Below are 25523 nucleotides of genomic sequence, written 5' to 3' on the forward strand. Positions count from 1 at the left end.
CGATGTGGCGGGGTATCAACAGCGAGTGCGGTCGGGGCCCTGTTTCATTTGCGAGTTGGTCGCATACTTCGACTTCCCCATCCAATGACATGCCCGGCTCGACACGTCGACCATGCCAACCTCGCATCGCCAGTGACCTCCTCACACAAGGTGCAACATATGCGTGGAGACCACTGGTTATGCGACACCCTGACGTCAGGTGCGGAGAATACCAGCGATGAGCAGCATCAGGGACTGCTGCGCCTGCACCTGCGCGGTCTCCCGATCGGTGGCGTGCGCGACGATCAGACCCGCCTCGGTCACCGCGCTGAGAATCAGCTGGGCCAGCACCGGTATCGGCGCGTCGGCGATCAGACCCTCGTCCCGGGCGCGTTCGAGCTCGGCGGTGATCAACCCCAACCCATGGCGCGCCTCGAACTCGCGAAAGGCCTGCCACCCGAGTACGGCGGGCCCGTCGTAGAGGGTGATGCGGATCATCTCCGGGCGCTGACAGATCTCCAGGAAGGTATTGAGGCCGATGGCCATCGAGGTGAGGATGTCATCGGGATTCACTGCGCCGATGGCGTTTTCGATTTCCGTGGTGCCCTCGACTTCCAGTTGTTCGAGTACAGCGAGGAACAGACCGCGCTTGTCGCCGTAGTGGTGGTGCAGCGCGCCGCGGGTGACCCCGGCCTCGGTGACCAGTTCCTCGGCCGAGGTCGCCGCGAAACCGCGCTCGGCGAACAACCGGCGACCGGCTTGTTCGAGCGCGGCGCGGGTGGCGCGGGAGCGATCCTCCTGACTACGGCGTGGCATGCAGCCGAGTGAACTCCAGAATCGTTTGGGAGAGCAACTCGGGCTGGTCCTCGGGCAGGAACGTGTAGGAGTCGTCGATGAACTTCAGGGTGGCGTTCGGCAGCTCGGCGGCCAGGCGTTCGGCGAACTTCACCGGGAATAGCTTGTCCTCACGGGCCCAGGCGATCAGCACCGGAACCCGCACCGACGGGAATCGGGTGGCGGCATCGAGCGTGTAGCGACGGTGCACGCTCTTCAGGAAGCGTCGCAGATCCTTTCGGATCGCCGCCGAATTCCGGCTCGGCAGCAGATAGGAATCGGCGATCTCCGGCGGGACCGGGCGTTTGGTCACCCAGCCGAAGGCGATCGGCAGGCGATGCAGCGCACGGATGCGCATCAACTCGGTCAGCGGCCGCATCGAGCACGGAACCCGCGCCAGCACGGGTAGCGCCGCGAAGGCCGGCGGGAAAAACCCCTCGTAAGCGTCGCACGAGGTCAGCACGACGCGGCCGATTCGCTCCGGTCGCCGGGTCAGCAACACCTGGGTGATCGCGCCGCCGGTGTCATTGGCGACGATGGTGACGTCGGTGAGCTCCAGTCGCTCCAGAAACTCGGCGATCAGATCGGCAACCCCGGTCGGCGTGAGATCCGCTGCGGGGACCGGGATTTCGTGCGATCCGAGCGGCCAGTCCGGTGTGATGCAGCGGTGACCCGCCGCGGCGACGGCGGGGACGACATCGCGCCAGAGGTCGGCGTTGACGAGCAGACCGTGCACGAATACGACCGGCGCGCCCTCCCCGGTGTCGTGATACCGAATGCGGCCGCCGGCCAGATCTACCTCGTGGGTGCGGCCGAGTGAAGTACTGATTCCCATGGTTCCTCCAGGTGCTCGCAGTGTCAGTCCACTGTTACATACATACGGTATGTATGTCTACAGATTCAGCTCCTACCTCGGGTGGAGATTCCGAGGCTTTCGAGGTTGTCGAGGCTGTGCAGATCGCCGATGTCGGCGAGTTCGTGCACCGGCTGCGCGGGTTCCAGATCGCGCGGGTCGTAGTCGAGTGCGGCGACCACCACCAGCGGATCGAAAATCCCGGTCTCATTGCGGATATCGTTCATCCGGCGCAGCAGCTCGGCGCCGGGGCTACCTACCGCAATGGTGTCGAGCAGCGCCACCGGATAGGCCGTGCGCCGCCAGCTCGACGGCCGCCAGATCCGTTGCCGATACGCGTCGCGCAGATCCTCGAGGAAGGCGTGCACCAGCAGCTTGGCGACCTGATCCTCGTTCTCGTCATTGCGCAGCGCGGCGGTCAACCGCGTCGCGAAACCCAGGAAACTGTCCGATAATTCGGGTGCCATGTACCGCTGATGCATGAACCAGCGGGTCTCCTTCGACAGGCCGGGTACCCGTCCGCTGATCCACATCCACAGCCGCAGCACCGGCCACAGCGCGAGCACGGCGAAGACCACCCGGGTGATCCAGTCCCCGACCTCACCACTCATCGAATCGGAGTCGCGCGAACCCAGGCGCAGCAGCTTGGGCAGCCGCGCCCGCAGTTCCACCGCCGCCTCCGTCTCGTCACTGGTGACGCGCTGTCTGGTCAGCCAGTCCGCGGTTCGATAGCGCGGGAACGAGATCGGCCCCATCGCGGTGTCATCGGTGCAGAACCCCGCGACCAACCGCTGCAGAGTCGGCAGGCAGTGCGCGTTCACCTGCTGACCGGTCGCGTTCGGGTCGGGCCGGATGGCATCCGGTGCCAGACTGTGCAATTCGACCCGGGCGCGCGGCACCGCGCGACGGCCGCCGGACTCACCGAGCCAGCGGTAGATCTCCATCAGTAGGTCGCCGTTGGCCTCGGGTCCGACCAGGCATATCAACCGGACGCGGCAGCTTGCGTCGCCTACGCACCAGAGTTCGCAGCACCCGGGGACGCTCGTGCGGCACATACAGCGTCCGCAACAACTCCAGGAGTTTGCCGATATCGTTCGAACCCGGCATCGTGGCGTCCTCCCCCATGGTTCAGTAGTAAGACGGTACAAGACCTTTCGGTGCTAGATCGGCGCGTTTCGCCACCAGCGGTCGAGGAGATCCCGGCCGGAGTCGCCACCGAATAGTCGCAGCTGACAGAAGCTGCGGCCGCCGTCGGCGAATTCCACTTGTACCGCCCCCTCCGGTCGACCGGTCGGACCGGTGATGTCCTGCCAGATCACCCGCCCCCGACCAGATGGGCGTTCCCACTGTTCATCCCCGGCGACGGCGGCATTGGTAAAGGGCTCTATCGTGCGCGCCATTCGATTGGAATTGCACTCCACGACAAGCAGTTCCAGCGGATTGCGATCACCGTTGCATGACAGGTAGGTCGTCGCACCCACCGCCTGGTTCACATCGATCGGCCGTTTGTCCGCGTCGACCGCGACACATCGCATCCCCTGATAGCCGCTATCCGCCGGGGTCTTGGGGAGCAGCTCGGGCAGCACCCGAACCATGTAGTTATGACCGCCCCACGATGCGGCGCCAGCGGCAACCGTAGTCGTGGTGGTGCTCGGCGCGACCGCCGTACTCGAGCCTGCCGAGGCACCGGTCGAGGACACATCACTCGAATTCCCGCTCAGCGCAAGTGCACTCGCTACACCGAGCACGACGACCGCTGCCGCGATACCGACGGCCAGCGCAATGCGTCGACGAGACCGTTGCTTCGTGGGCGGCCGCAGATCGAGCGTGGCCACATCCGCCCGACGATCGAAGGCGGCCGCCGCGGCATGCGCGAGCGCACCACAGGACGGATAGCGATGTTCCGGGTTCTTCGCCATCGCCTGTGCGATCACGGTATCGATGGCCTGCGGCAGTATCGGATTCGCGGCGTTAGCACGCGGGGGCGGATCCTGGATGTGCGCCTGCATCACCGCGACGGCGGTGGTCCGGGGAAAAGGCTTCTGCCCGGTCAGCAATTCGTACAGAGTGCAGCCCAGCGCGTAGACATCGGCCCGGTGATCGACCTGGCCCGCCATCAGCTGCTCCGGTGCGGCATAGGCGAGCGTAGCCAGCACCGACCCCACCTCGGTGAGCGCCGTCGTTTCGATTGCGGCCCTTGCTATTCCGAAATCCGTGACATAGACGCGATCCGGCTGCCCCGGCCGGGGCTGCAACAAGATATTCGCCGGTTTGACGTCGCGGTGCAGCATCCCGACCCGATGCGCCTCGTCCAGACCACGGGCGGCGGCATCGATAATGTGCAGTGCCCGTTCGGGTGTCAGCTCCGCGGGCCCACGGCGGATCAGCTGCGCGGCGTCGATGCCGTCGACGAACTGCATCGCGATCCAGAGACGGCCGTCCTCGACCCCTCGGTCGTGCACGGCGACGATATTCGGATGGTCCAGCCGGGCAGCGAGTTCGGCTTCGCGAATGAACCGAGCGCGAAACTCCGTGTCCGCACTGTGCTCATCCGACAGCACTTTCAGCGCGTCGTGGCGCGGCAGCCGCGGATGTCTGGCCACATACACCGCGCCCATCCCACCGCTGCCGAGCACTCGCTCGATCACGTACCCGGCAAAAACCGTTCCCGGAACGAACTTTCCAGCCATATCCCTACTCGCTGTTCAGCAGCAGACCGAGCTGCGCCGCGACCTGCTGATGGGTGCTCTTCAGATCGCGACCGCGAATCAGTGCGACGTAGCGGCCGGACATGAGCTGGCAGGTGAATCGCAGCGGGAGCTGCGGGGGCACATCGAGTTGCTCGATACAGCGAACATCCGGCACTCCGTCCGGCGCGGGCGCGGAACGGAGTTCGGGGTCCTGCTCCCACTGGGTATCGGTGAATCTCCGGCGGGCGGCGGTCGCATCCGGATATCGCCCGAGCTCATTCCAGCCGTTGACGGCGTAGCGCTCGACCGAAGTCCGCTGTTCGCGCGGGCCGTGCAGGTACGCGGCGCGCGGGCCGAACACGATCCCGGTCACGTTGAGATTGGCGTTCCAGCCCGCATTCTGGTCATAGCTGGTCGTGGTCACTGTCGGATACGGCCACCGCCCGGGCACCTCCGCGAGCAACCTGGCGAGCATGCCGTCGTTGTCGAGGGGCAGCGTGGCAAGTTTGTCCCGTGGTGTAGCCGGAAAGTCACGCAAGCGGTTCGATTGTGCTTCGAAGACCTGGCGCGCGAGTCCGGTGAGCGCGGCGAGGTCCGGCGTCGTATGCCCGGCGAGCACGCTGATCACGAAGGATTCCTGCGCGATCGTCGCGGCCAGCGTCGGCACCGTCGGGCGCCAATGCGCGGACGCGGACGGCAGGTTCGGGATGGTGACGGATACATTCTCGGAACTCACCGCGGCGTCGGCAGCGTCCATCTCCCGAGCCGCCTGCGTTGCCGCGGCGGCATCCGGAAATCGCAGCAGCACAATGGTCAGCAACCGGGACCGGCCGATCACGGGGGCGCCGATCTGTTCCTTGTCCGCGCCGCCGACCGTGAAACCGGCCAGCATCCCGTACCGTTCGAGCACCGGACGTACCGATTTCGCCAACACCCGGGTCGCCTTGGCCGGTGTCGGCAGTGGCACCGCGCCGCCACTGGAGAGTGCGAACTTCATGGAAGCGTCGGCCTCGACGGGATCGATGATCGCCTCCCCCATCCGGACCGATTCCAGTGTCCGCCCGTAGCTTTCATTGTCGTTGCGCGGCACGGTGAGCGGTTCGATGCTGTTCAGGCCGACGTCGAGCGAGTCGGACGCCGGGTTCGCCGGTACCGGATGCCCTTGCAGCGCACAGCCCGCCGTCAGGACCAGCACCATGGCCGTGGCCGCTGCGGCGGCCACCGCACGAATCGGCCTGGCGCGGATATACATCTCAGAGGGGCGCATCGAGCCACCACCGCGCACGCAGATCCGCGCCGGACTGAGCGCCGATCACCCGTAGCCGACAGAAGTTCCGATTCGGACTCTCGAACGACACCTCCAACTCGCCCAAGACGCCTCCCAATTGATTCGTGTAATTGCCCCAATGCAGTTCGCCCGCGCCGGACGGCCGAGTCCAGCGCTCCGCTCCCTCGGACCGCTCTTGCGCGGCAGCGGGCTTCATGACTGAACGATCGGTATTGCAGGTGAGGTCGATCTGCTCCATCGGATCCTGGTCGCCGGTGCAGTTCAGCCGGTCGATCGGCACCCTCGCATCGAACGACATGGGGTCTCCCTTCTGATCGACGAACTGGCAATCGTGCAGTTCTCGATAGCCGATGCCAAGTGGTGTGGCCGGTAGCAGATCGGGAAATGCCTCGAAGACAGTGGCATGCGGACTCCATGCCGCGGCCGACGCGGCCGACGCGCGGTCGACACCGGTGGTCGGCCCGGACGCGGCGGCCGTGGCCGGCCCATCTCGGCCGATCCGGTGCACGGACGAAACCACCACCGCGACAACTGCAATGACGACCACCGCCGCACCGAGCAGCAGCCGCCGCCGATCCGGCCCGCGCGACACGGGTGCCGGTGCGACGACGGCCGGATCCGATACGGGCAGCAGCGCCGCCGTCGCCGCGGTCGCGAGCGCTCCGCAGCTCGGGTACCGATCCTCCGGCTGCTTTGCCATGGCCTTGGCGATCAGCGCGTCAAAGGCCGGTGGCACGCTGGGATTTCCGCGCGAGGGCCGGGGCGGCGGCGCATTCAGATGCGCGTGCAGCACCGCCCCCGCACTGTCCCGCGGGAACGGGACCGAGCCGGTGAGCATGTGGTACAGCGTGCAGCCGAGCGAATACACATCGGCGCGATCGTCAACGGCGGCACCGCTGATCTGCTCCGGCGCGGCATAGGCCACGGTCCCGGGCATACCGCCACCACCGGCCACCGTCGTCACATCGCCGATGGCGCGAGCGACGCCGAAATCGGCGATCAGCACCCGATCCGGCCCATCCGCCTGTCCGGCCACCAGGATGCTGCCCGGCTGTACATCCCGATGCAGCAGGCCCGCGCGATGGATCTCGTCCAGTCCGCGCGCGGCCTCGACGACGATGTGGACCGCACGCGCCACATTCAGCTCGGTCCGGCCGCGCCGGATCAGCTCCCCTACATCGATGCCGCCCACATGCTGCATCGCGATCCACAGTCGGCCGTCCTGTTCACCGCAATCGCGGACCGCGACCACATTGGGATGCTGCAGCCCTGCGGCGATTTCGGCCTCGCGCAAGAAGCGCGCGCGGAAGTCGCGCTTATCCGCATAGTTATCGGACAGGATCTTCAGCGCGTCCTGGCGTGGCAGCCGCGGATGCCGCGCCAGATATATGGCGCCCATGTCGTCGGCACCGAGGCGGCGCTCGATGCGGTACCCGGCGAATGTGGTGCCCTCGGCAACATCCACGACGTCTTTCCTCACTTACTCGGTTCAGAACGGCGCGCTACGCCACCAGCGGTCGTACAGGTCTTGTCCGGAGGTCCGGCCGTATACGAGCAGCCAACAGAAGTTCCGCTGGGGATCGTCGAACAGAATTTGGAGCAGGCCCTGAGTCCGATTGGGCCCCAGGGGGTCATTGTCCGGAGTGATCTGGTCGAACCAGACAATCCGGCCGTGCCCGGATCGGCGCTCCCATCGCTCATCACCGAGTGGGACGACATCGGGGAGCGCGTAGTAGTTGGTAGGAGTGCGATTCGAATTACAGCCCACGAGTATCGTCTGGACCGGATCCCGGTTTCCGTGGCAATCCAGATTACCGACCACGGGGGCGGTTTGGTTCACGTCGACGGGACGATCGTCCAGGTCCCGCGCGATGCACCTGATGCCCTGATAGCCGCTCTCGACCGGGGTGGCCGGAAGCAGTTCGGGAAGGGCTTGCACCATGAAGGTGTGACTGCCCCACGACAGTCGACCGTTGGTGGTCGTCCCGGTAACGGCGGGCGTGCTGGTCGCTGCGGCGGCTGTGCTCGTCGCCGACCCGATCGTCCCGGGCGTCGCGGTGGGTTCAGTCGAATTCCTGGTCACCACAAACACACTCGCGATACCGAGGACGAGGACCACTGCGGCGGTACCGATGGCGAGCCCGACGCGCCGCCGACGCATGGGACGCCGCGGCTCGGTATTCCGCAGATCGACCGTGACCGCGTCCGCGCGGCCGTCGAGCGCGGCCGCCGCCGCATCGGCCAGCGCGCCACACGACGGATAACGATCATCCGGGTTCTTCGCCAACGCCCGCGCGATCACCCGATCGATGGCCTGCGGCAGCCGTGGATTCACCGCGGTGGCACGCGGCGGCGGGTCCTGGATGTGCGCCTGCATCACCGCGACGGCCGTATTGCGTGGGAACGGCTTCGTGCTGGTGAGCAATTCATAGAGCGTGCAGCCCAGCGCATACACATCGGCCCGCTGATCGACCACGCCACCCATGAGCTGTTCGGGTGCGGCGTAGGCCAAGGTCGCCAGCACCGATCCCACCGAGGTCAGCGCGGTCGATTGTCCTGCAGCCCTGGCGATTCCGAAGTCGGAAACGAAAACTCGATCGGTCTCCCCGGGTCGCGACTCGAGCAGAATATTGGCCGGTTTGACGTCACGGTGCAGGAGTCCGGCGCGATGCGCGGTATCCAGACCGCGCGCCGCCGACACGACAATGTGCAAGGCCCGCTCCGGTGGCAGTTCGGCGGCATCGTGGCGGATGAGTTCGGCCGCATCGATGCCGTCGACGAACTGCATCGCGATCCACAGTCGACCGTCCTGCACTCCTCGGTCATGTACCGCGACGATATTGGGATGTTCGAGCCGGGCGGCGAGTTCGGCCTCCCGAATGAATCGAGCACGGAACTCGTCATCGCCGCTGTGGATCTGCGAGAGCACCTTCAGCGCATCATGGCGCGGGAGTCGCGGATGCCGCGCCAGGTAGACCGTCCCCATCCCGCCGGTGCCGAGCACCCGCTCTATCAGATACCCGGCGAATACCGTGCCCGGGGCAAGGGTCTCGGTCATGTACCCCGCTCACTGTTCACCAGCAGCCCGTACTGAGCCGCGACCCGCTGTTGGAAGTCGCGCGGATCCCGGCCGAAAAGTGTTGCGACATAACGCCCGTACAACACAGTGCAGCTGTACTTGAACGGGAACCCGGCTCTGTCGCCCGGCTCCTGGGCACAGGTGACATCCGGCACCCGGGTCGGGCCGGGTATCGATCGTCGCCCATTCTCGTCGACCCCGTCCTGCGCCTTCGCGAAGGACTTGCGCGCGGCGGCCACGTCAGGGAATCGCATCAGACCCTCTAAACCGTTGAAGGCCATGAGCTCCGGCGGATTCGGCTTCGTGGCATCCCGGAGCAATGCGGTGGCGCGTGTGCCGTACACGACGCCACTTGCCTGGGGGCCGCTATCCCAACCCGCGTTCTCCTGTTCGGTGCCGTAGGCCACGGCGGGAAACGGCCAGCGTCCCGGCGCTTTCGGCACCATGCGAGCGATCATGCCGTCGCGGTCCAGCGGCAGGGCCGCGAGCTGTTCGCGCGGTGTGACAACGAATTCGCGCAGCCTGGGAAGCTGGGCATCGAATGCCTTGCGCGCCAACGTGGTGAGGGTAACGAGGTCGGCAACGGTATGCCCGCCGAGCAGCGTGACGACGAAGGACTCCTGCGCGAGCGAGACCGCTATCGTCGGCACATTCGGACGCCAATGGCCATGTGCGGCCGGATACTCCGGTATAGCGACGGCCACATTCTCGGGACTGACCGACGCGTCGACCGCGTCGATCTCCTCGGCGGCCCGCTGCGCCGCGGTGGGGTCGGGGAATCGCAGCACCAGTACGGTCAACAGCCGGGCGGTACCGACCACCGGCGTACGCTCGATCTCCTTGTCGGTGCGGCCGACGGCGAAACCGGCCAGCATTCCCCGCTTTTCGAGGACCGAGCGGACCGGAGCCGCGAGATACGCACCCGCCTTGGCGGGCGTGGGCAGCGGCACGGCGCTGTACCCGCTCAGTGGAAGGGTCAAGGTCGAATCCGCCTCTACCGGATCGGCCATGACCTCGCCCAGTCGCATCGATTCCATGACCCGGCCGTATTGCTCATTGTCGACGGCCGGTTCGCGGAGCGGTTCGAGGCTATATCCGCCGATATCGAGCGAGCCGAGGTCAGGTCGTTGCGGAATCGGCTGCCCTTGCACAGTGCAGCCGGTGGCGAGCGTCAGCATCACCGCCGTGATCGCCAGGGCGGCAAGGATTTTGCTCACCTGATCACAGCGGCGCATCGGGCCACCATTTATCGTGCAGTTCGGTGCCGGACGCGGCACCGTGTACCCGGACGCTGCAGAAGTTCCGGCTCGAATCGTCGAAGTACACCTCCAACTGGCCGCGGATCTTGCCATCGATTTCGATATCGGAACCCCAGTTCACATGCCCGGTGCCGGACGACCGGACCCAGCGTTCATCGCCCTCTACCCGGGCGAAGAAGCGGTCGGGGAAGATCGGCGACCGGTCGGCATTGCATTTGACGGCCATGGTGCGCGCCGGGTCGTTATCACCGATGCAGAACAGCTCGCCGACCGCGGCAGGTACGTCGAAGGACATGGTGTCGCCGTGCTCGTCGAGCGGAATACAGCCCGCGACGTCCTTGTACCCGGTCGCCATGGGCGAGGGCGGCAGCAGTTCGGGAAACGCCTGCGCCATATAGGCGTAGGCACCCCACTCGGCGGTATTCACTTTCGGCGGGCCCACGGTTGCCGGGGGCGGCGCGGCGGCCGGTGGGTCGCCGCCGGACCAGAGCAACGTCGAAATCGCGCCTGCCGCAACAACGACGACCAACAGCACGGCCGCGAGCAACAGATCTCGCCGATTGGATATCGAGGCCGGCGCGACCCCGGTGAGCTGGTCCCCCGCCAGCGCCGCCGACGCCGCCGCCGCGAACGCCCCGCAACTGGTGAACCGCTCGTCCGGCTGCTTCGCCATGGCCTTGGCGATCACCGCGTCGAACGCCGTTGGCACGCTGGTGTTTCCGAGTGATGGCCGGGGCGGCGGCTCGCTCAGATGCGCGTACATCACCGCCCCCGGACTGTCGCGTGGGAACGGGACCGAGCCGGTGAGCATGTGGTACAGCGTGCAGCCCAGTGCGTAGACGTCGCCCCGATGGTCCATCGGATCACCGCTGATCTGCTCAGGGGGCGCATAGGCGAGGGTGGCGGTGGTCCCACCGGAGGCGAGAGTGGTCGAATCGTCTGCGGCACGGGCGATTCCGAAGTCGGTGACGAGCACCCGATCGGATCCGTCCGGCTGTGCGGCGACCAGGATGTTGGCCGGTTTCACATCGCGATGCAGCAGACCCACCGCGTGGATCTCATCCAGACCGCGCGCCGCCTCCACGAAAATCCGGACGGCGCGCTCGATGGCAAGCACGTTCGTCTTGATCAGCTGGGCGGCATCGACACCGTCCACATATTGCATCGCGATCCACAGTCGACCGTCCTGCTCACCGCGATCCCGCACGGCGACGAGGTTCGGATGCTGCAGCCGCGCAGCGATTTCGGCCTCGCGCAGGAATCTGGCCCGGAATTCCGGATCCTCCGCGTGTATATCGGCCAGGACCTTCAGCGCGTCCTTACGCGGCAGCCGTGGATGCTGGACAAGAAAGACGGTGCCCATGCCGCCCGCACCGAGACGGCGTTCGATCTGGTACCCAGCGAATTCCGCACCCTCGACCACGTTCACAGCTCAGCCCTCCGTATGCGTCGGGACTCTTCCAACGCACATGCGGCCGCCCGGAGTATCACGGACCGCCGCCAACGGGCCGACTATAGCAGCGGGATCGGGATATCACATCCCATGATTTCCACCATCAGAACCCAAGCTTACCAAGCTGTTTCGGGTCGCGCTGCCAATCCTTGGCGACCTTGACGTGCAGGTGCAGGTAGATGCGGACGCCGAGGATGTGTTCGATCTGCTTGCGGCCGTTGGTGCCGACCTCCTTGAGACGCGCACCGCCCTTGCCGATGATGATGGCCTTCTGCGACGGGCGTTCGACGTACAACAGGGCGTGCACGTCGAGCAGGTCCTCATTCTCTTCGCGCGGCAGCACTTCCTCGATGACCACCGCGAGCGAGTGCGGAAGTTCATCGCGCACACCCTCCAGCGCGGCCTCACGGATGAGCTCGGCCATGAGGGTTTCCTCGGGCTCGTCGGTGAGTTCGCCGTCGGGGTAGAAGGCCGGGCCCTCGGGCATTTTCGAGGCGATGACGTCCACAAGGACTTCTACCTGTTCGCCCTTGATCGCGGACACCGGCACCACGTCGGCGTCGGGCCCGAGCAGTTTGGACAGCGCCATCAACTGTTCGGCGACCTGGTCGCGGCTCACCTTGTCGATCTTGGTGACGACACCGAGCACGGTGGTCTTCGGCGCCATCTGCTTGATCTGCGCCACGATCCACTTGTCGCCGGGACCGATCTTCTCGTCGGCGGGGATGCACAGCGCGATGACGTCGACCTCGGAATAGGTATCGCGCACAAGGTCATTGAGGCGCTGGCCGAGCAGCGTGCGCGGGCGGTGCAGGCCGGGGGTGTCGACCAGGATCAGCTGGGTGTGCTCGCGGTGCACGATGCCGCGGATGGTATGCCTGGTGGTTTGCGGGCGCGAGGAGGTGATCGCGATCTTCGAGCCGACCAGCGCATTGGTCAGCGTCGATTTGCCGGTATTGGGTCGGCCGACGAAACAGACGAAGCCGGAACGGAATTCAGCCACCCTGAACCTCCACACTCGTGTCGGTATCGAAACCTTCGGCAATATCGAATACCGCACCCGCGCGGTCGGTGAACACGATCCGCGCGTCGGCGGACACTTCGCGCACCGCCATGACCCCGGCGTCGGAGAACCGCCCACCGACCACCACGGCAGCCTCGAATCCCTCTGCGCCACTGGAAATCGCGGCGGCGACGGCGGCCTGCAATGCGGTCAGCCGCAGGGCCTGCAACGGCACTTCGCCGGCCGCGTAGGTCCGGCCGTCGGTGTCGCGGATGGCGGCGCCACTGGCACCGCCGGTGCGGCCCAACGCACCTCGGGCCAGCACCAGCAGTTTGTTGTCCTCGGCGTCCAATTCAGTCATCGCTGTCTCCATCCTGGTCCCGTTCGGCCGGGGCATCCCGATCCGATCCGTTTCCTTTACGCTTACCGTTCGATTTCTCCGAGGATTTCTCGTCGTACGACTTCTGCGGCGCCCGGCGCACCACAACGGTGTGCACTCGCATCCGCCCTCGCGCGTCCGCCCCACCCTCACCGCGCAGTAACAGGCCGTGCACGGCGGCCTTGGAACCGGGCAGCGGGACTCGGCCCAGCGCGTGCGCGAGCAGTCCGCCGACGGTGTCGACGTCCTCCTCCTCGAACTCCATTCCGTACAACTCCGCGAGGTCGTCCACCGACAGCCGGGCCGACACGCGATAGTGCCCGTCCCCCAGTTCCTCGATCGGCGGGGTCTCGTCGGTGTCGTACTCGTCGGCGATCTCACCGACGATCTCCTCGAGCACGTCCTCGATCGTCACCAGTCCGGCGATACCGCCGTATTCGTCGACCAGCAGCGCCATGTGGTTGCGCCTGCGCTGCATCTCGTCGAGCAGGCTGTCGAGCGGCTTGGAGTCGGGCATGAACATGGCGGGACGCATCACCTCGCGCACCTGCACCGTTTTGGCCCGATCCGCATACGGCACAAGGTCTTTCAGGTAGACCACGCCGAGAATGTCGTCGACGTTCTCGCCGACCACCGGAATACGGGAGTGCCCACTGCGCACCGCGAGTGACATCGCCTGCGCCGCGGTCTTATCCGCCTCGATCCAGACCATCTCGGTGCGCGGTACCATCACCGCGCGGGCGGGGGTGTCGCCGAGTTCGAACACCGACTGGATCATCCGGCGTTCGTCGTCGGCCACCACGCCACGCTCGCTGGCCATCTCGACCACTTCACGCAGCTCGATCTCGGAAGCGAAGGGGCCGTTGCGAAATCCCTTACCGGGAGTGATCGCATTACCGATGAGGATCAGCAACCGACTCACCGGCCCGAGCAGCGCGCCGATGAACTGCAACGGCACGGCCGCGGCCAGCGCGATGGAGTACGCGTGCTGGCGGCCGAGCGTGCGCGGCCCGACCCCGATCACCACATAGTCCACCAGCACCATCACCACGGCGGTGAACAGCAACGCCCAATCGTCTTCCCACAGCGGGATCAACGCCGCCGCCAGCAGGACTGTCGCGCAGATTTCGCACAGAATACGAAGCAGTACAAGAAGATTCACATAGCGTGGCCGATCGGCCACAATCCGGCTCAGCCGTACCGCGCCGGACCGGTCGGCCCGCACCATATCCTCGAGGCGGGCGGGCGAAATGGTGTTCAATGCCGAATCCACGGCGGCGAACACGCCACCCACCGGAACCAGCAGGACTGCCAGCAGTATGAAGGTCAGCGAATTCACGCGGGGCCCAGCGCGTCACCCGGTGTGGTGAAACCCGCCTTCCCGAGCAGCCTGGCGTCCCGTGCGGCGAGCTCGGCGCGGCGCTGCTCCTCGCGCAGGCTCTCGTACCACTCCTCGAGCAGCCGGGCCTGCAGCGCGAACATCTCCTTCTCCTCCTCCGGCTCGGCATGGTCGTAGCCGAGCAGGTGGAGCACGCCGTGCACGGTGAGCAGCGCGAGCTCGTGGTCGAGCGAATGACCCGCCTTGCGAGCCTGGCCCGCGGCGAACTCGGGACACAGCACGATGTCGCCGAGCATGGAGGGTCCTGGTTCGGGGCTGTCGGGGCGGCCGCCCGGCTCGAGTTCATCCATCGGGAACGACATCACATCGGTCGGACCGGGTAGGTCCATCCAGCGCATGTGCAGGTCCGCCATCGTGTCGAGATCGACGAGCACCATCGACAGCTCAGCCGCCGGGTGCACGTCCATTTGGGTGATAGCGAACCGCGCGACACTGACGAGGTCTTCTTCGGGTACGTCCACACCCGATTCGTTGGCGATCTCGATACTCACCCGATAAGACTACGACCCGGCAGTCGGATAGCCGGACCTGAGCCTGCGCGCCGGTTCGAAATCACCGTCGATCGGCCCTGGCCTGCGCAGCAAAACGGCCGACGCGCACCGCTATGCGGTCGAGTCGGCCGTGCTGCTTCGGACTATCGACGGTCGCCGCGGCCCGCGGCGCGGCGCTGTGCCCGGTTGCCCGCATAGTGCGGGGGAACCTGCGGCCGGGACTCTTCCTCGAACCGACCGTAGGCATCCACGATGTCCGCGACCAGCCGGTGGCGCACCACGTCGCTGCTGGTGAGCGTGGCGAAATGGATGTCATCGATATCGGTGAGGATCTCGCTAGCCATTCGCAGCCCGGACCGCGCGCCGCCCGGCAAGTCGACCTGGGTGACATCACCGGTCACCACGATCTTCGAGCCGAAGCCGAGGCGGGTGAGGAACATCTTCATCTGCTCGGCCGTGGTGTTCTGCGCCTCGTCGAGAATGATGAACGCGTCGTTGAGGGTCCGGCCGCGCATGTACGCCAGGGGCGCGACCTCGATAACACCGGCCGCCATCAGCTTCGGAATGGCTTCCGGATCCATCATGTCGTGCAGCGCGTCATACAGCGGGCGCAGGTACGGGTCGATCTTCTCGTTGAGCGTGCCGGGCAGGAAGCCGAGCCGCTCCCCCGCTTCCACCGCGGGGCGAGTGAGGATGATCCGGTTGACCTGCTTGGTCTGCAGCGCCTGCACGGCCTTCGCCATCGCCAGATACGTCTTGCCGGTACCGGCCGGACCGATGCCGAACACGATGGTGTTGGCGTCGATCGCGTCGACGTAACGCTTCTGGTTGAGCGTCTTGGGCCGGATGGTCTTGCCGCGCCGGGACAGGATGTCCAGGCTCAGCACCTCCGCCGGAGACTCCGAGGAACCCTCGGTGAGCATCGAGAAGGTGTGCCGCACGGCCTCCGGTGTCACCACCCGATTGCGTCCGGTCAGTGCTACGAGCTGTTCGATGACCCGCTCGGCGAGGGCGACGTCGGCCGCCTTGCCGGTGAGAGTCACGGAATTGCCGCGCACATGAATGTCCGCATCCAGCAGTTTCTCGAGTTCACGCAGATTCTGGTCAGCCGAACCGAGGAACGGGAACACGGATTCCGGAGCGAGTTCGATGCTGGAACGCACGGTGCGTGCTGCGGGACCCGTACCGTTGTCACCGGCACCGATGCCTGCCGTGGGTGTGGATGGGTCGCCGATCTCGCCTTGTGTTCTCAAAAGTGGCTATAGCCTGCTTTCCGGTCTCGACTGCTTTGTTGATGAAAGTTTAACGCGCCCCACTGACAACACACAGTGAATAAGCCGCTACCGCTGGACACCCGACTACCGCCTCGGCAATGGCATTCCCTTTCGCCGCCACCGGGTGCGCCAGAGGTGCCCCGCGGAGCACCCCAGTGGGCAGTGCGGGTGAGACGGTACAGCCGTGCATCGAAGCCGATCAGCGGCTCGGTGCACCGTCCGTCGAGGCGACGACCATGGAAGCCAGGACGCGGTCCCTGACGTAATCGATGTGCTCGCTCATCAGGCGCCCGGCGCGGTCCCCGTTGCGCGACGCGATTGATGCGGCGATCTCGAGGTGGGCCTGGCCACACACCTTGGAGACCTGGTCGGTGATCACGTCACGCTGACGCAGCGCCTGGCAGAGGTCGCGCGAATTCATGACCTGGTGGGCGGCCATCTTGTTCTGCGACGCCCGGGCGACCTGCTCATGGAATTGGCGATCGAACTGCCGAAATCCGTCCATGTCTTCGCTCTCGGCCCGATCGTTGGACTCGGTCGCGGCGTTCAGCACCGAACGCAGCTCGTTTCCTTCGACTCGCTCCGCCGCAAGTCGGGCGGTGAGCGCCTCGAGTCCAGCACGAACTTCGTATGCCTCTTTGACCAGGGCCAGCGACGGGAGAACGACACGCAGGTTGCCACCCTCCGCCGTGACCAAGCCGATCACTCGGAGCTGCAGGAGCGCCTCGCGCACCGGCGTCTTGCTCACGTTGAGCATGTCGGCCAGGCCAACCTCGCTCAGTCGCGAACCGGATGCGAGCCGCTTCTCGATGATGGCGTTGCGGATCTCGTCCAGCACGATCTCGCCGATCAGACGCGGCCGCTCTACCCCGAAGTGGATGGCCGGGCCGTCAACGGTTTGCGGTTGATTGACCAAAGCCCTGCCCCTGTCTCAGCGGTGAATACACCGTCCGATATGCAGCATACGGCTCGAGTGGTGGTGGAATCGGTGGAATTGACCCAAGATCTTATATACCGTACACAGAGTTTCGGCGGGCGCGACCTGTCCCCGTCTTCACGGCCCTTCAGCGGCCGACTCTGCCCGAAGGAGCTCACATGGATCTGTCCATCGCCGGTCGTACCGCGCTGGTGCTGGGGCCGGAGGCGGCCTCGGCGGCGCTATCGCCGGCCGGCTCGCCACGGAAGGCGCTGCCGCTTCGGGCCTGAACCAGTAGGGTCGTCGTCGTCAGAGTTTCCATATCGGGGGTTTTCCTGTGCTTATCTGGGGTTGGCAGCGGCGCGTCCACACGCTCGCCATGATCACGTTGGTCTGCGTAAACTGCGGCAATCCTGCCGCGCATGCACTGCGCAAACTCGTCACCAAGTTCACGCTCTTCTTCATCCCGCTCTTCCCGCTGAGCACCAAGCACTACTTGGAGTGCACCTGGTGCGGCGTCTCCTCGAACGTCCCCGCTCAGCACGTCAACGACCTCCTCGGTCGCGCCCACGCAGAGAGCATGGCAACGGGGCAAGTGCAGCAGCCCGCTCCCCAAGTACCGAACGCACCCTGGCCCAATCAGCGCTGAACCACCGGCCGAACTCGACCGCCGCCGGGTCGGCTATTGGCGAGTCCGTCGGCTGGGCGGTCGTAACGCCCACGACACGACCTCCAGCCGGTCATCACGGCGAGAACTCCTACTTCGCCTCGGGCATAGCCTGTGGCCAGGTGCGACACGATCGCTCCGGTGTAGACGAAAACCGCGCCCGCGTAGGCCCATTCCTCGAGAAGCGCACGGCCGGGGACGAGCAGGGCGATCGCGCCCAGGATCTTCCAGGCGCCGAGCAGCGCCGAAATCGACATACTCGCCGACTCGGCCCGAGTCCGCGCCATCATCGCCCGCGGTTGAGGTTCAGGGGGTCGCGAAGGCCCCTCCCGACCTGAGCATCTCAGGATTCGTCAGGAGTGCCGCGCTACCGGGATTGCACACGCCACGCAGGTACACCAAGCGCCATGGGGCGTGGAAACCTCTGTGGTGCACCACATCTGGAGCAGGTATCCCGACTACCAGCGGGGGGTCAGTGCGCCAAGTGCACCCAAAGCGACCGCGGCCGCGGTGGAGGTGCGCAGGACCGTGGGGCCGAGTAGAACGACGTCGGCGCCCGCATCTGAGAGGGCGGACAGTTCCGCGTCATCGAGGCCGCCTTCGGGGCCGACGATCAGCACAATTGCGGGTACGTCCGCAAAAGGCAGCTCGGTGAAGCGGCTGGTGCCGGACTCGTGGAGTGCCGCGATGACGGCACCGGATTCCTTTGCGCGGCAGACCAATTCGAGCAGGTCTCGGGTGCCGTACAGGTCGGCCACGTCCGGAATGTAGGCGCGGCGGGATTGGCGAGCGGCGGTGCGGGCCGCAGTGCGCCATTTGTCGACGGCCTTGGCGGCCTTGCCTTCCCAGTTGGCGATGCAGCGGGCGGCTTGCCACGGGACGATGGCGTCGGCACCCGCTTCGGTCATCAATTCAACGGCCAGTTCCGAGCGATCGGACTTGGGCAGCGCCTGCACGACTGTGACACGCGGCGATGCCGGGGCGGCCACGGTGCGGGTGTGCACCTTCAGTTCGAGTCGATCACGTTGTGCGCCAATGACTTCCGATTCGACGAGCAAACCGTGCCCGTCCGACAGGGTGATCGGCTCGCCGACCCGGATGCGGCGCACCGTCGCGGCGTGCCGTCCTTCCTGGCCGTCGAGCACCGCGATAGAACCCGGCTCCGGGATATCGTCGAGGTAGAAGACCGTCGCGGCCAACGACTATCGCCCGCTGAAGGACGCCCGCAACCGGGCGAACAGGCCGCTGTTGTGCTCGGACTGGGCCGACATCACCTCGGCGCGTTCGCGCTCGCGAGTGCCCTTGTACTTGCGCAGCAGATCTGTCTGCTTGGCGTCGAGCTTGGTCGGCACCACGATGTCCAGGTGCGCAAGCAGGTCGCCGCGTGCGCCGGTGCGCAATCGCGGCATGCCGTGGCCGCGCAGCACCGACACCTCGCCGGGCTGGGTGCCCGCGGGGATGGTGAGCTCGGTCGGGCCGTCGAGGATGGTGTCGATGACCACGGTGGTGCCCAGCGCGGCGTCGACCATCGGCAGCCGGACGGTGCAGTGCAGGTCGTCGCCGTCACGGACGAACACATCGTGCGGCTGCTCGACGATCTCCACATATAGATCGCCCGCATGCCCGCCGCCCGGGCCGACCTCGCCCTGCGCTGCCAGCCGCACCCGCATGCCGTTGGCCACACCGGCCGGGATCGGCGCGGCGATCTCGCGGCGGGATCGCACGCGCCCGTCGCCGCCACACTTGTGGCACGGATCGGGAATGGTCTCGCCTGCGCCGCGACAGGTCGGGCACGGACGCGAGGTCAACACCTGGCCGAGGAACGAGCGCTGCACCGACTGGACTTCGCCCGCACCGCCACAGGTTTCGCAGCGCACCGGCTTGGACTTGCCGTTGGTGCCCGCACCGGCGCACACGTCGCAGAGGATCGCGGTATCCACGGTCAGGTGCTTGGTCACCCCGACGGCGCATTCGGCGAGGCTCAGCCGGGTCCGCAGTAGCGAATCGGCGCCGGGCTGCATCCGGCCGCGCGGCTTGCGCGCGGCGCCGGATCCGCTCATCCCGCCGAAGAACGCCTCGAACACGTCACCGAGTCCGCCGAAACCTGCGCCCCCGTAACTGCCGCCGCCACCGCCGGACTCGAGCGGGTCACCGCCCATATCGACGATGCGCCGCTTCTCGGGGTCCGACAGCACCTCGTAGGCCGCCGACACGTCCTTGAACTTGGCCTGCGCTACCTCGTCGGGGTTGACGTCGGGATGCAGTTCGCGCGCCAACTTGCGGTAGGCGCGTTTGATCTCCTGGTCGGTCGCGTTCTTCGCGACTCCGAGCAGTCCGTAGTAGTCCCGTGCCACTTGAATTCTCTAGTCCTTGGTCGCAACAGCATTAGTCGGATGCACTCAACTTTATCCGGCCGAAAGATCGAGGGTAGCAGTGACGTCGATGGACGCCGTCACCGTCAGCGCTCGGCGAGAACCTCACCGATATACCGAGCAACGGCCGCGACCGAGGCGATCGTTCCCGGGTAATCCATGCGTGTCGGGCCGAGCACACCCATGCCACCGAGCACCGCACCAGCGGCACCATAGCCGGTCGACACTACCGAGGTCCCGCGCATCTGCTCGACCTGGGTCTCCTCCCCGATGCGGACGGTCACCGTGCCGGGGTGCTGCGCGGCGGCCAGCAGCTTGAGCACGATCACCTGCTCTTCGAGGGCCTCCAGCACCGCGCGCAGCGAGCCGGGGAAACCGAAGTCGGCGGCGTTGCGGGTCAGGTTGGCGGTGCCGCCGAGGACGAGGCGTTCCTCGGGGTGCTCGACCAGGGTTTCGACGAGCACGGTCGATACGCGCACCAGCACGTCGCGCAGTCGCTGCGGGGCCCGCTCAGGCAGTTCGGCGACGGCCGCAGAGGCCACTGCCAGCCGCTTGCCGTCCATCGCGCCGCCGAGCATGCCGCGCAATGCGGCCAGATCGTCGTCGCCGATGAGCGCGCCCAGTTCCACCAGGCGTTGATCGACGCGGCCGGTGTCGGTGATCACCACGAGTAGCAGTCGGGCCGGATTGAGCGCGACAACCTCGATGTGCCGCACGGTGGACGCCGACACCGTCGGGTACTGCACCACCGCGACCTGCCTGGTCAGCTGGGCCAGCAGCCGCACGCCGCGGCGCAACACGTCGTCGAGATCGACGCCCGACTCCAGGAACTGTATAATCGCCCGGCGCTCGGCCCCCGACAGCGGCTTCACCTCGGCAATCCGGTCGACGAACTGCCGGTAGCCCTTGTCGGTCGGAATACGGCCCGAACTGGTGTGCGGCTGAGTGATGTAGCCCTCGGCCTCCAACACCGCCATATCGTTGCGGACCGTCGCGCTGGACACACCCAGGTTGTGCCGTTCCACCAGGCTCTTCGACCCGATCGGCTCCTTGGTCGCAACATAGTCCGCGACGATGGCGCGTAGGACCTCGAAGCGCCGATCCTCGGTGCTCGACATCGGCCCCACCTCCTCGCTCCGTCCACGGGTACGCCCCGCACTGATCGCAAAGCCGGAGTACAGATCGCACAAAGTCGATGCGGATTCCCGGTTCGCTAACTACCCAAGTCTAGTTGCCCACCCGCCAATCGCCCGGCCACGCACCCAGGCGGCCGACCGGTCGACGCACGAGCGGCAGATGTGTGCGGCAAACCGCAGCGAGGCCAACGGAGCCCGAACTCCCGACACTTGAGGAAATTGGAGGTTTCTACTACGCAGCCGACCAAGCCACCGAGACGGAGTCGCTGCGGTATCTCGCTGTGGCGGTGGCCGCCTTCACCGGCTCACCGTTGCCGATCAGGTTCGACGACTGGCGCCAGGCCATCGACACGCTGCTCGCGGAGACCGCCGATCGGGAGGTGCCGGCCGTCACCGATGAGTTCCCATACCTGGCCACCGCCAGTCCTTCGCTGCCGTCAATCATCCAGTCGGCGCTGGCGCCACGACGGGCCGGACGACTCCGGTCGCGCGCCGGATTGCTGCTGTGTGGTTCGGCGATGTCGTTCATGGGCTCGCTGCTGGCCGGTGGAGCGCCGTAGGGCTGTAGCCTGTTTCGGCCCGCTATGGCGGTGTCAGCAGGCTGCGCCCGCGGATCGCGTTGGCGGAGCGCTCTCCTTGCGCAGGCGCGCGGGACTGGAACTGATCGACCCGACTCTGGATTACCGGCTCGCTGCGGACTTCTGGGAGATCAGCGACCCGCGGCTGGCGGTTCAAATCCACGCAACGAGCAGGCCGCTGCCCTAGCAGGCCGAACTGGATCAGCGCCCGGCGGCGGTCTCCACTACTGCGGCGACATCGGCGGGGCGGGACACCAATGACGCGTGCGACGCATCGATTTCGGTGGTGTGGGCGCCCATGCGGTTCGCCATGAAGCGTTGGGTCGCAGGTGGAATGATGCGGTCGGCGCCGGAGACCAGGTACCAGCTGGGGATCGACGCCCACGACGGCGGCCCGGAGGGCTCGAAGTTCGCGCCTACGGCGATCGAATGCTGGTGGCGGAGCATATCGGCGGCGGTGGCGTCGTTGACGTCCTGGGCGAAGGCGTCGTGGAAGCTGTCGGCGGCGATGTAGGCGTCGATGTTCTTGCCTGCGATGCCCTTGGGGTCATCGACGACCTTGACCTGGAGGACCGGCGGCAACAGTCGACTGCCGGGGAAGCGAATCGGGTCCAGTGCGAGTTGGGCGAACTCCGATTGGACCGGTGCGAAGGCCGCGATGTAGACCAGCGATTCGACTTTCGGGTCGTGCACGTTGGTGATGACGAAGCCGCCATACGAATGACCAACGAGCACAACAGGTCCCGAGATGGTATCCAGGGTCCGCTGCACGGCCGCCGCATCATTGGCGGGGCTGCGCAGCGGGTTGTCCGGTGTCACCACCCGATAGCCTTGATCGCGCAACAAAGCCGCGACACCGTCCCAGCTCGTCGCATCGGCGAACGCGCCGTGCACCAGCACGATTGTTGGCAGTGGTGCGGCCGTCGCGGGCGCGGCGGCCAGGACAGGAGTGAGCGCGAGGGTCAGCGCGACCAGAGAGGCACGCAGGCTACGAATAATTTTCATTGGATCTGCCTATCCGTTCTTGACGAAGTCGAACAGGTCGGCGTTGAAGGTCTTCTCGTATCTCTCCGCACAATCCGTGCGGCGCACCCGGGTAGATCCGCAGCCTACCGTTGGGCAGCAGCTTCACCGATTACGCCCGCGCACAGCGTGCCGGTGCGACAGCTCTACAAAGTCTGCGCGAACGCCGAGTACAGCCTCGGGCAGTGAATCATCAGTCAGCGGCTGGATCGGGTGCGCGCCGAACTCGCACGACCGGACAGCAGGCACCGATCGATCGCTCGCGATGGTCGCGCGGCAGTGGGGCTTCCGCGATCCCCCCGCATTTCGCCCGCCGATTCCGCGCCGCCTACGGCATGTCACCTCGCGAGTGGCGCCGATCAGCATTGGAAGACGCCGCGACATGACGTACTCCGCCGTCGAGCGGGACATGGCTGGGCATCGGTCGAGAAGAGGTCTCGGCCAGGTCCCGCTCAGCGGCGGCCGCTTGTATGACTAGAGCTCGGGGCTGGTGCTGACCCTGGCGAGCTTGCCTGCGAGAGCGTCCAGTCCGAGCATCGCCAGCAGGGATACGCAGTCCTCGGCGTTCTCGGAGTGGCTCGCGACCGTCCTGGCCGCGATTGCGCTTTGTCGTGCGGTTTCGGCTTTTTCAGCGGCCCGCGCCTCAGCGAAATCGCTTTGTTCGTGGATAAGCGTGATGTGTCGTGCCGGGGGCATATGACTCCTTGGGTTATTCCGGAGCCTACGCGTCTTGCTCGAGCCGTGATAGGGCAACTGGCAGGCTGTGGCTATCTGAGCTGCCGACTCGAGCACTAGGGCAATTCGGGCGACCGACAAGGTCATGATGTCAGCGGGACGTTCCGAACGCTCCGGATATCACCCAGCTGAACAGGATCCAGCCTATTCCCGGGGTTAGCCGCAGCTCCGCGCCGATCGTCCCGCGCATCGCATACAGCGCCGGACTGCCGTAATACACCGGCGCGCTTTGGTCCGCCGTCACCGGAACGACGGTGTCGGCGAAACCCATGTCGGCGTTCCAGCCCCGCTTCAACCACTCGAACCACCATGGGGTTTTGCGCGTGCACGTTTCCAGGTGGTACAGGCCGGGGCGGAGTGGAATGTGTGTGCTTCCCCAAGCGGTGTCGGGTACTTCGTGGCCGTTGACGAGAATTCGCGGGCCCGGCGCCGCGTACCCCGGCGCGCCGATCCAGCGGCGGTAGTACGAGGTATGCACCGTGATGCCCGTCGAACCAGGCGCCGGGCGGTAGGCGGTCACCGGGTCGAGTGCGGTGCCGTACTTCAGCAGGAAATCTTGCGGCCCAACCGTATTCGGCGGTGGAACCACGTAATGCTGCGAAGCAGGTATCGCCCGAAACCGTCGTCGGCGTCACCGAGATAGCCCACGGCTTCGACCGCCGAAGTCATGCTGTCCACGAGCGACTTGATCCGCTCCGCGTGGCGACGCACTTCGTCCGGATCGATGGATATGGCTGTTGGATTCGTCATCGGATTGCCCCTCCCTCAACTGAGGACACCCTAGCTAGGGGCGCACGGCGATCGTTGTCCAATGCGCAGGGAGACAGCTGGATTCAGGGTGGGTGGGTCAGTCCAGCAGCGTGCGCACCACGCCGTCGGCAAGCAGACGGCCGCGGTCGGTCAGCACCAGGCGGTCGCCGGACCGGATGGCGAGGCGATCGGCGACGACGCGATCGGCCGCCGCGGTTTCCGCCGCGTTCAGTTCGGAAAGCGGCAGTCCGCTGCGCAGCCGCACGGCCAGCATGACGCGTTCGGTGTGGCGCTCGTCGTCGGTCAGCGCCTCCCAGCCCGCGGCGGGCAGCCCGCCCAGCCCGACCTGGTCGGCGTAACGCGCCGGATGCTTCACGTTCCACCACCGGATGCCGCCGACGTGACTGTGCGCGCCGGGGCCCGCGCCGAGCCAGTCGCCGCCATCCCAGTAGCCGAGGTTGTGGCGGCAACGCGCGGAATCGCCTGCTGCCCAATTGGATACCTCGTACCAGGTGAGTCCGGCCGCGCTCAGTCGGGCGTCGATACGTTCGTAGCGGGCGGCGAGCACATCGTCGTCGGGGGCGGGTAGTTCGCCGCGGCGGACCCGGCGCGCGAGCGCGGTGCCGTCCTCGACGATCAGCGAATAGGCGGAGACGTGATCGACTCCCGCGCTCAGCACTGCGTCCAGGCTGGCGTCGAGATCGCCGTCGCGCTCGCCAGGGGTGCCGTAGATCAGATCCAGATTCACGTGCTCGAACCCGGCCGCGCGCGCCTCCTTGGCCGCGGCGACCGCCCGACCCGGAGTGTGCGTGCGGTCCAACACTTTCAGCACGTGCTGTGCCGCCGACTGCATGCCAAGCGACACCCGGGTGAATCCGGCCGCGCGAATCCGCTCGAAGAACTCGGGCGAGGTCGACTCCGGATTCGACTCGGTGGTTACCTCGGCGTCGGCCGCGAGGGTGAAGTTCGCCCGGACTGCGGCGAGGACCGCGGCGAGCCCGTCTCCGCCGAGCAGCGAGGGCGTCCCGCCGCCGACGAAGATCGTCGCCACGTCTGGCGTCGCCGTCGGCAAGGCCGCGAACTGCTCGGCCGCCGTCGCCAGTTCACCACGCAGCGCCACGAGCCAGGACTCCGGCGACGCCGAGGTCCCGAGCTCACCCACCGTATAGGTGTTGAAGTCGCAGTATCCGCACCGAGTCGCACAGAACGGTACGTGCACATAGATCCCGAACGGGCCGCCCGCGAAATCACGCAGCACGAGGTCAGCGGTCTCGGCTTCGGTCGCCGCAGCAGCAGAACTCACCCCACCAGTGTGAACGCTGTCCAGTTACGATCCACCCCCGGGCAGCCACGCACACCGGATCC

At 66.4% G+C, this 25523-nt stretch carries 26 protein-coding genes; 2 read left to right on the forward strand and 24 right to left on the reverse strand.

Annotation, left to right across the window (positions count from 1 at the left end):
- Positions 1–195 precede the first annotated feature (195 nt).
- The 15 genes from ACV7NQ_RS07145 to ACV7NQ_RS07215 form a co-directional block, all read right to left on the reverse strand.
- On the reverse strand, positions 196–795 hold the full coding sequence (locus ACV7NQ_RS07145) for a TetR/AcrR family transcriptional regulator (RefSeq protein WP_463358889.1): 600 nt from the start codon (positions 793–795) through the stop codon (positions 196–198).
- Entirely contained in the window at positions 782–1648 is an 867-nt protein-coding gene (locus ACV7NQ_RS07150) for an alpha/beta fold hydrolase (RefSeq protein ID WP_463358890.1), read from the reverse strand. The genes ACV7NQ_RS07145 and ACV7NQ_RS07150 overlap by 14 nt, the downstream gene beginning before the upstream one ends.
- 65 nt (positions 1649–1713) lie before the next feature.
- Positions 1714–2652 carry a hypothetical protein gene (locus ACV7NQ_RS07155; protein WP_463358891.1) on the reverse strand — a complete coding sequence of 313 codons (939 nt, stop codon included), beginning with the start codon at positions 2650–2652 and terminating at the stop codon, positions 1714–1716.
- A gap of 174 nt (positions 2653–2826) precedes the next feature.
- Entirely contained in the window at positions 2827–4356 is a 1530-nt protein-coding gene (locus ACV7NQ_RS07160; RefSeq protein ID WP_463358892.1) for a serine/threonine-protein kinase, read from the reverse strand.
- A gap of 4 nt (positions 4357–4360) precedes the next feature.
- The gene (locus ACV7NQ_RS07165; protein ID WP_463358893.1) at positions 4361–5623 is read right to left on the reverse strand and encodes a DUF7373 family lipoprotein; all 1263 of its coding nucleotides are present in this window, start codon (positions 5621–5623) and stop codon (positions 4361–4363) included.
- Positions 5610–7109 carry a serine/threonine-protein kinase gene (locus ACV7NQ_RS07170; protein WP_463358894.1) on the reverse strand — a complete coding sequence of 500 codons (1500 nt, stop codon included), beginning with the start codon at positions 7107–7109 and terminating at the stop codon, positions 5610–5612. The genes ACV7NQ_RS07165 and ACV7NQ_RS07170 overlap by 14 nt, the downstream gene beginning before the upstream one ends.
- 24 nt (positions 7110–7133) lie before the next feature.
- The gene (locus ACV7NQ_RS07175; RefSeq protein ID WP_463358895.1) at positions 7134–8702 is read right to left on the reverse strand and encodes a serine/threonine-protein kinase; all 1569 of its coding nucleotides are present in this window, start codon (positions 8700–8702) and stop codon (positions 7134–7136) included.
- Entirely contained in the window at positions 8699–9958 is a 1260-nt protein-coding gene (locus ACV7NQ_RS07180) for a DUF7373 family lipoprotein (protein WP_463358896.1), read from the reverse strand. The genes ACV7NQ_RS07175 and ACV7NQ_RS07180 overlap by 4 nt, the downstream gene beginning before the upstream one ends.
- Complete coding sequence (locus ACV7NQ_RS07185; RefSeq protein WP_463358897.1) at positions 9945–11411, reverse strand: serine/threonine-protein kinase; 1467 nt, start codon at positions 11409–11411, stop codon at positions 9945–9947. Before ACV7NQ_RS07185 ends, ACV7NQ_RS07180 begins: the two co-directional genes overlap by 14 nt.
- A 127-nt stretch (positions 11412–11538) precedes the next feature.
- Positions 11539–12438, reverse strand: coding sequence for a GTPase Era (gene era, locus ACV7NQ_RS07190; protein ID WP_463358898.1), 900 nt, complete (start codon positions 12436–12438; stop codon positions 11539–11541).
- Positions 12431–12799: a cytidine deaminase gene (locus ACV7NQ_RS07195; RefSeq protein WP_463358899.1), complete on the reverse strand. Its 369-nt coding sequence runs from the start codon at positions 12797–12799 to the stop codon at positions 12431–12433. The genes era and ACV7NQ_RS07195 overlap by 8 nt, the downstream gene beginning before the upstream one ends.
- Positions 12792–14156, reverse strand: coding sequence for a hemolysin family protein (locus ACV7NQ_RS07200; protein WP_463358900.1), 1365 nt, complete (start codon positions 14154–14156; stop codon positions 12792–12794). Before ACV7NQ_RS07200 ends, ACV7NQ_RS07195 begins: the two co-directional genes overlap by 8 nt.
- On the reverse strand, positions 14153–14707 hold the full coding sequence (ybeY, locus tag ACV7NQ_RS07205; RefSeq protein ID WP_463358901.1) for an rRNA maturation RNase YbeY: 555 nt from the start codon (positions 14705–14707) through the stop codon (positions 14153–14155). The genes ACV7NQ_RS07200 and ybeY overlap by 4 nt, the downstream gene beginning before the upstream one ends.
- A gap of 143 nt (positions 14708–14850) precedes the next feature.
- A complete protein-coding gene (locus tag ACV7NQ_RS07210) occupies positions 14851–15912 on the reverse strand; it encodes a PhoH family protein (protein WP_463365570.1) in 1062 nt (353 codons plus the stop codon).
- A 268-nt stretch (positions 15913–16180) separates the two neighbouring features.
- The gene (locus ACV7NQ_RS07215) at positions 16181–16897 is read right to left on the reverse strand and encodes a GntR family transcriptional regulator (RefSeq protein ID WP_463358902.1); all 717 of its coding nucleotides are present in this window, start codon (positions 16895–16897) and stop codon (positions 16181–16183) included.
- Between the two features lie 337 nt (positions 16898–17234).
- Here ACV7NQ_RS07215 and ACV7NQ_RS07220 point away from each other — a divergent pair, with 337 nt between their 5' ends.
- Entirely contained in the window at positions 17235–17546 is a 312-nt protein-coding gene (locus ACV7NQ_RS07220) for a zinc-ribbon domain-containing protein (RefSeq protein WP_463358903.1), read from the forward strand.
- Here ACV7NQ_RS07220 and ACV7NQ_RS07225 read toward each other — a convergent pair.
- The 4 genes from ACV7NQ_RS07225 to hrcA all read right to left on the reverse strand — a co-directional run bounded on the left by ACV7NQ_RS07225 (position 17537) and on the right by hrcA (position 21054).
- Positions 17537–17821, reverse strand: a complete 285-nt coding sequence (locus ACV7NQ_RS07225; protein WP_463358904.1) for a DoxX family protein — start codon at positions 17819–17821, stop codon at positions 17537–17539. The two genes, ACV7NQ_RS07220 and ACV7NQ_RS07225, sit on opposite strands and share 10 nt — an antisense overlap.
- Before the next feature lie 201 nt (positions 17822–18022).
- Entirely contained in the window at positions 18023–18763 is a 741-nt protein-coding gene (locus ACV7NQ_RS07230) for a 16S rRNA (uracil(1498)-N(3))-methyltransferase (protein ID WP_463358905.1), read from the reverse strand.
- Between the two features lie 3 nt (positions 18764–18766).
- Complete coding sequence (gene dnaJ, locus ACV7NQ_RS07235) at positions 18767–19918, reverse strand: molecular chaperone DnaJ (protein ID WP_463358906.1); 1152 nt, start codon at positions 19916–19918, stop codon at positions 18767–18769.
- Between the two features lie 104 nt (positions 19919–20022).
- Positions 20023–21054, reverse strand: a complete 1032-nt coding sequence (hrcA, locus tag ACV7NQ_RS07240; protein WP_463358907.1) for a heat-inducible transcriptional repressor HrcA — start codon at positions 21052–21054, stop codon at positions 20023–20025.
- Between the two features lie 182 nt (positions 21055–21236).
- On the opposite strand from hrcA, the gene ACV7NQ_RS07245 reads away from it, so the two are divergent.
- Entirely contained in the window at positions 21237–21632 is a 396-nt protein-coding gene (locus ACV7NQ_RS07245; protein WP_463358908.1) for a hypothetical protein, read from the forward strand.
- Between the two features lie 219 nt (positions 21633–21851).
- On the opposite strand, the gene ACV7NQ_RS07250 is transcribed toward ACV7NQ_RS07245, so the two are convergent.
- From ACV7NQ_RS07250 to hemW, 5 genes are all read right to left on the reverse strand, one after another.
- Positions 21852–22655: an alpha/beta fold hydrolase gene (locus tag ACV7NQ_RS07250; protein WP_463358909.1), complete on the reverse strand. Its 804-nt coding sequence runs from the start codon at positions 22653–22655 to the stop codon at positions 21852–21854.
- A 492-nt stretch (positions 22656–23147) separates the two neighbouring features.
- Positions 23148–23369, reverse strand: a complete 222-nt coding sequence (locus ACV7NQ_RS07255; protein ID WP_463358910.1) for a hypothetical protein — start codon at positions 23367–23369, stop codon at positions 23148–23150.
- Positions 23370–23499: 130 nt separating this feature from the next.
- The gene (locus ACV7NQ_RS07260; RefSeq protein ID WP_463358911.1) at positions 23500–23997 is read right to left on the reverse strand and encodes a hypothetical protein; all 498 of its coding nucleotides are present in this window, start codon (positions 23995–23997) and stop codon (positions 23500–23502) included.
- The gene (locus ACV7NQ_RS07265; protein ID WP_463358912.1) at positions 23952–24158 is read right to left on the reverse strand and encodes a hypothetical protein; all 207 of its coding nucleotides are present in this window, start codon (positions 24156–24158) and stop codon (positions 23952–23954) included. Before ACV7NQ_RS07265 ends, ACV7NQ_RS07260 begins: the two co-directional genes overlap by 46 nt.
- Positions 24159–24255: 97 nt before the next feature.
- Positions 24256–25461, reverse strand: a complete 1206-nt coding sequence (hemW, locus tag ACV7NQ_RS07270; protein ID WP_463358913.1) for a radical SAM family heme chaperone HemW — start codon at positions 25459–25461, stop codon at positions 24256–24258.
- Positions 25462–25523: the final 62 nt, after the last annotated feature.

The sequence above is a fragment of the Nocardia sp. Tas62D01 genome (assembly GCF_055232035.1).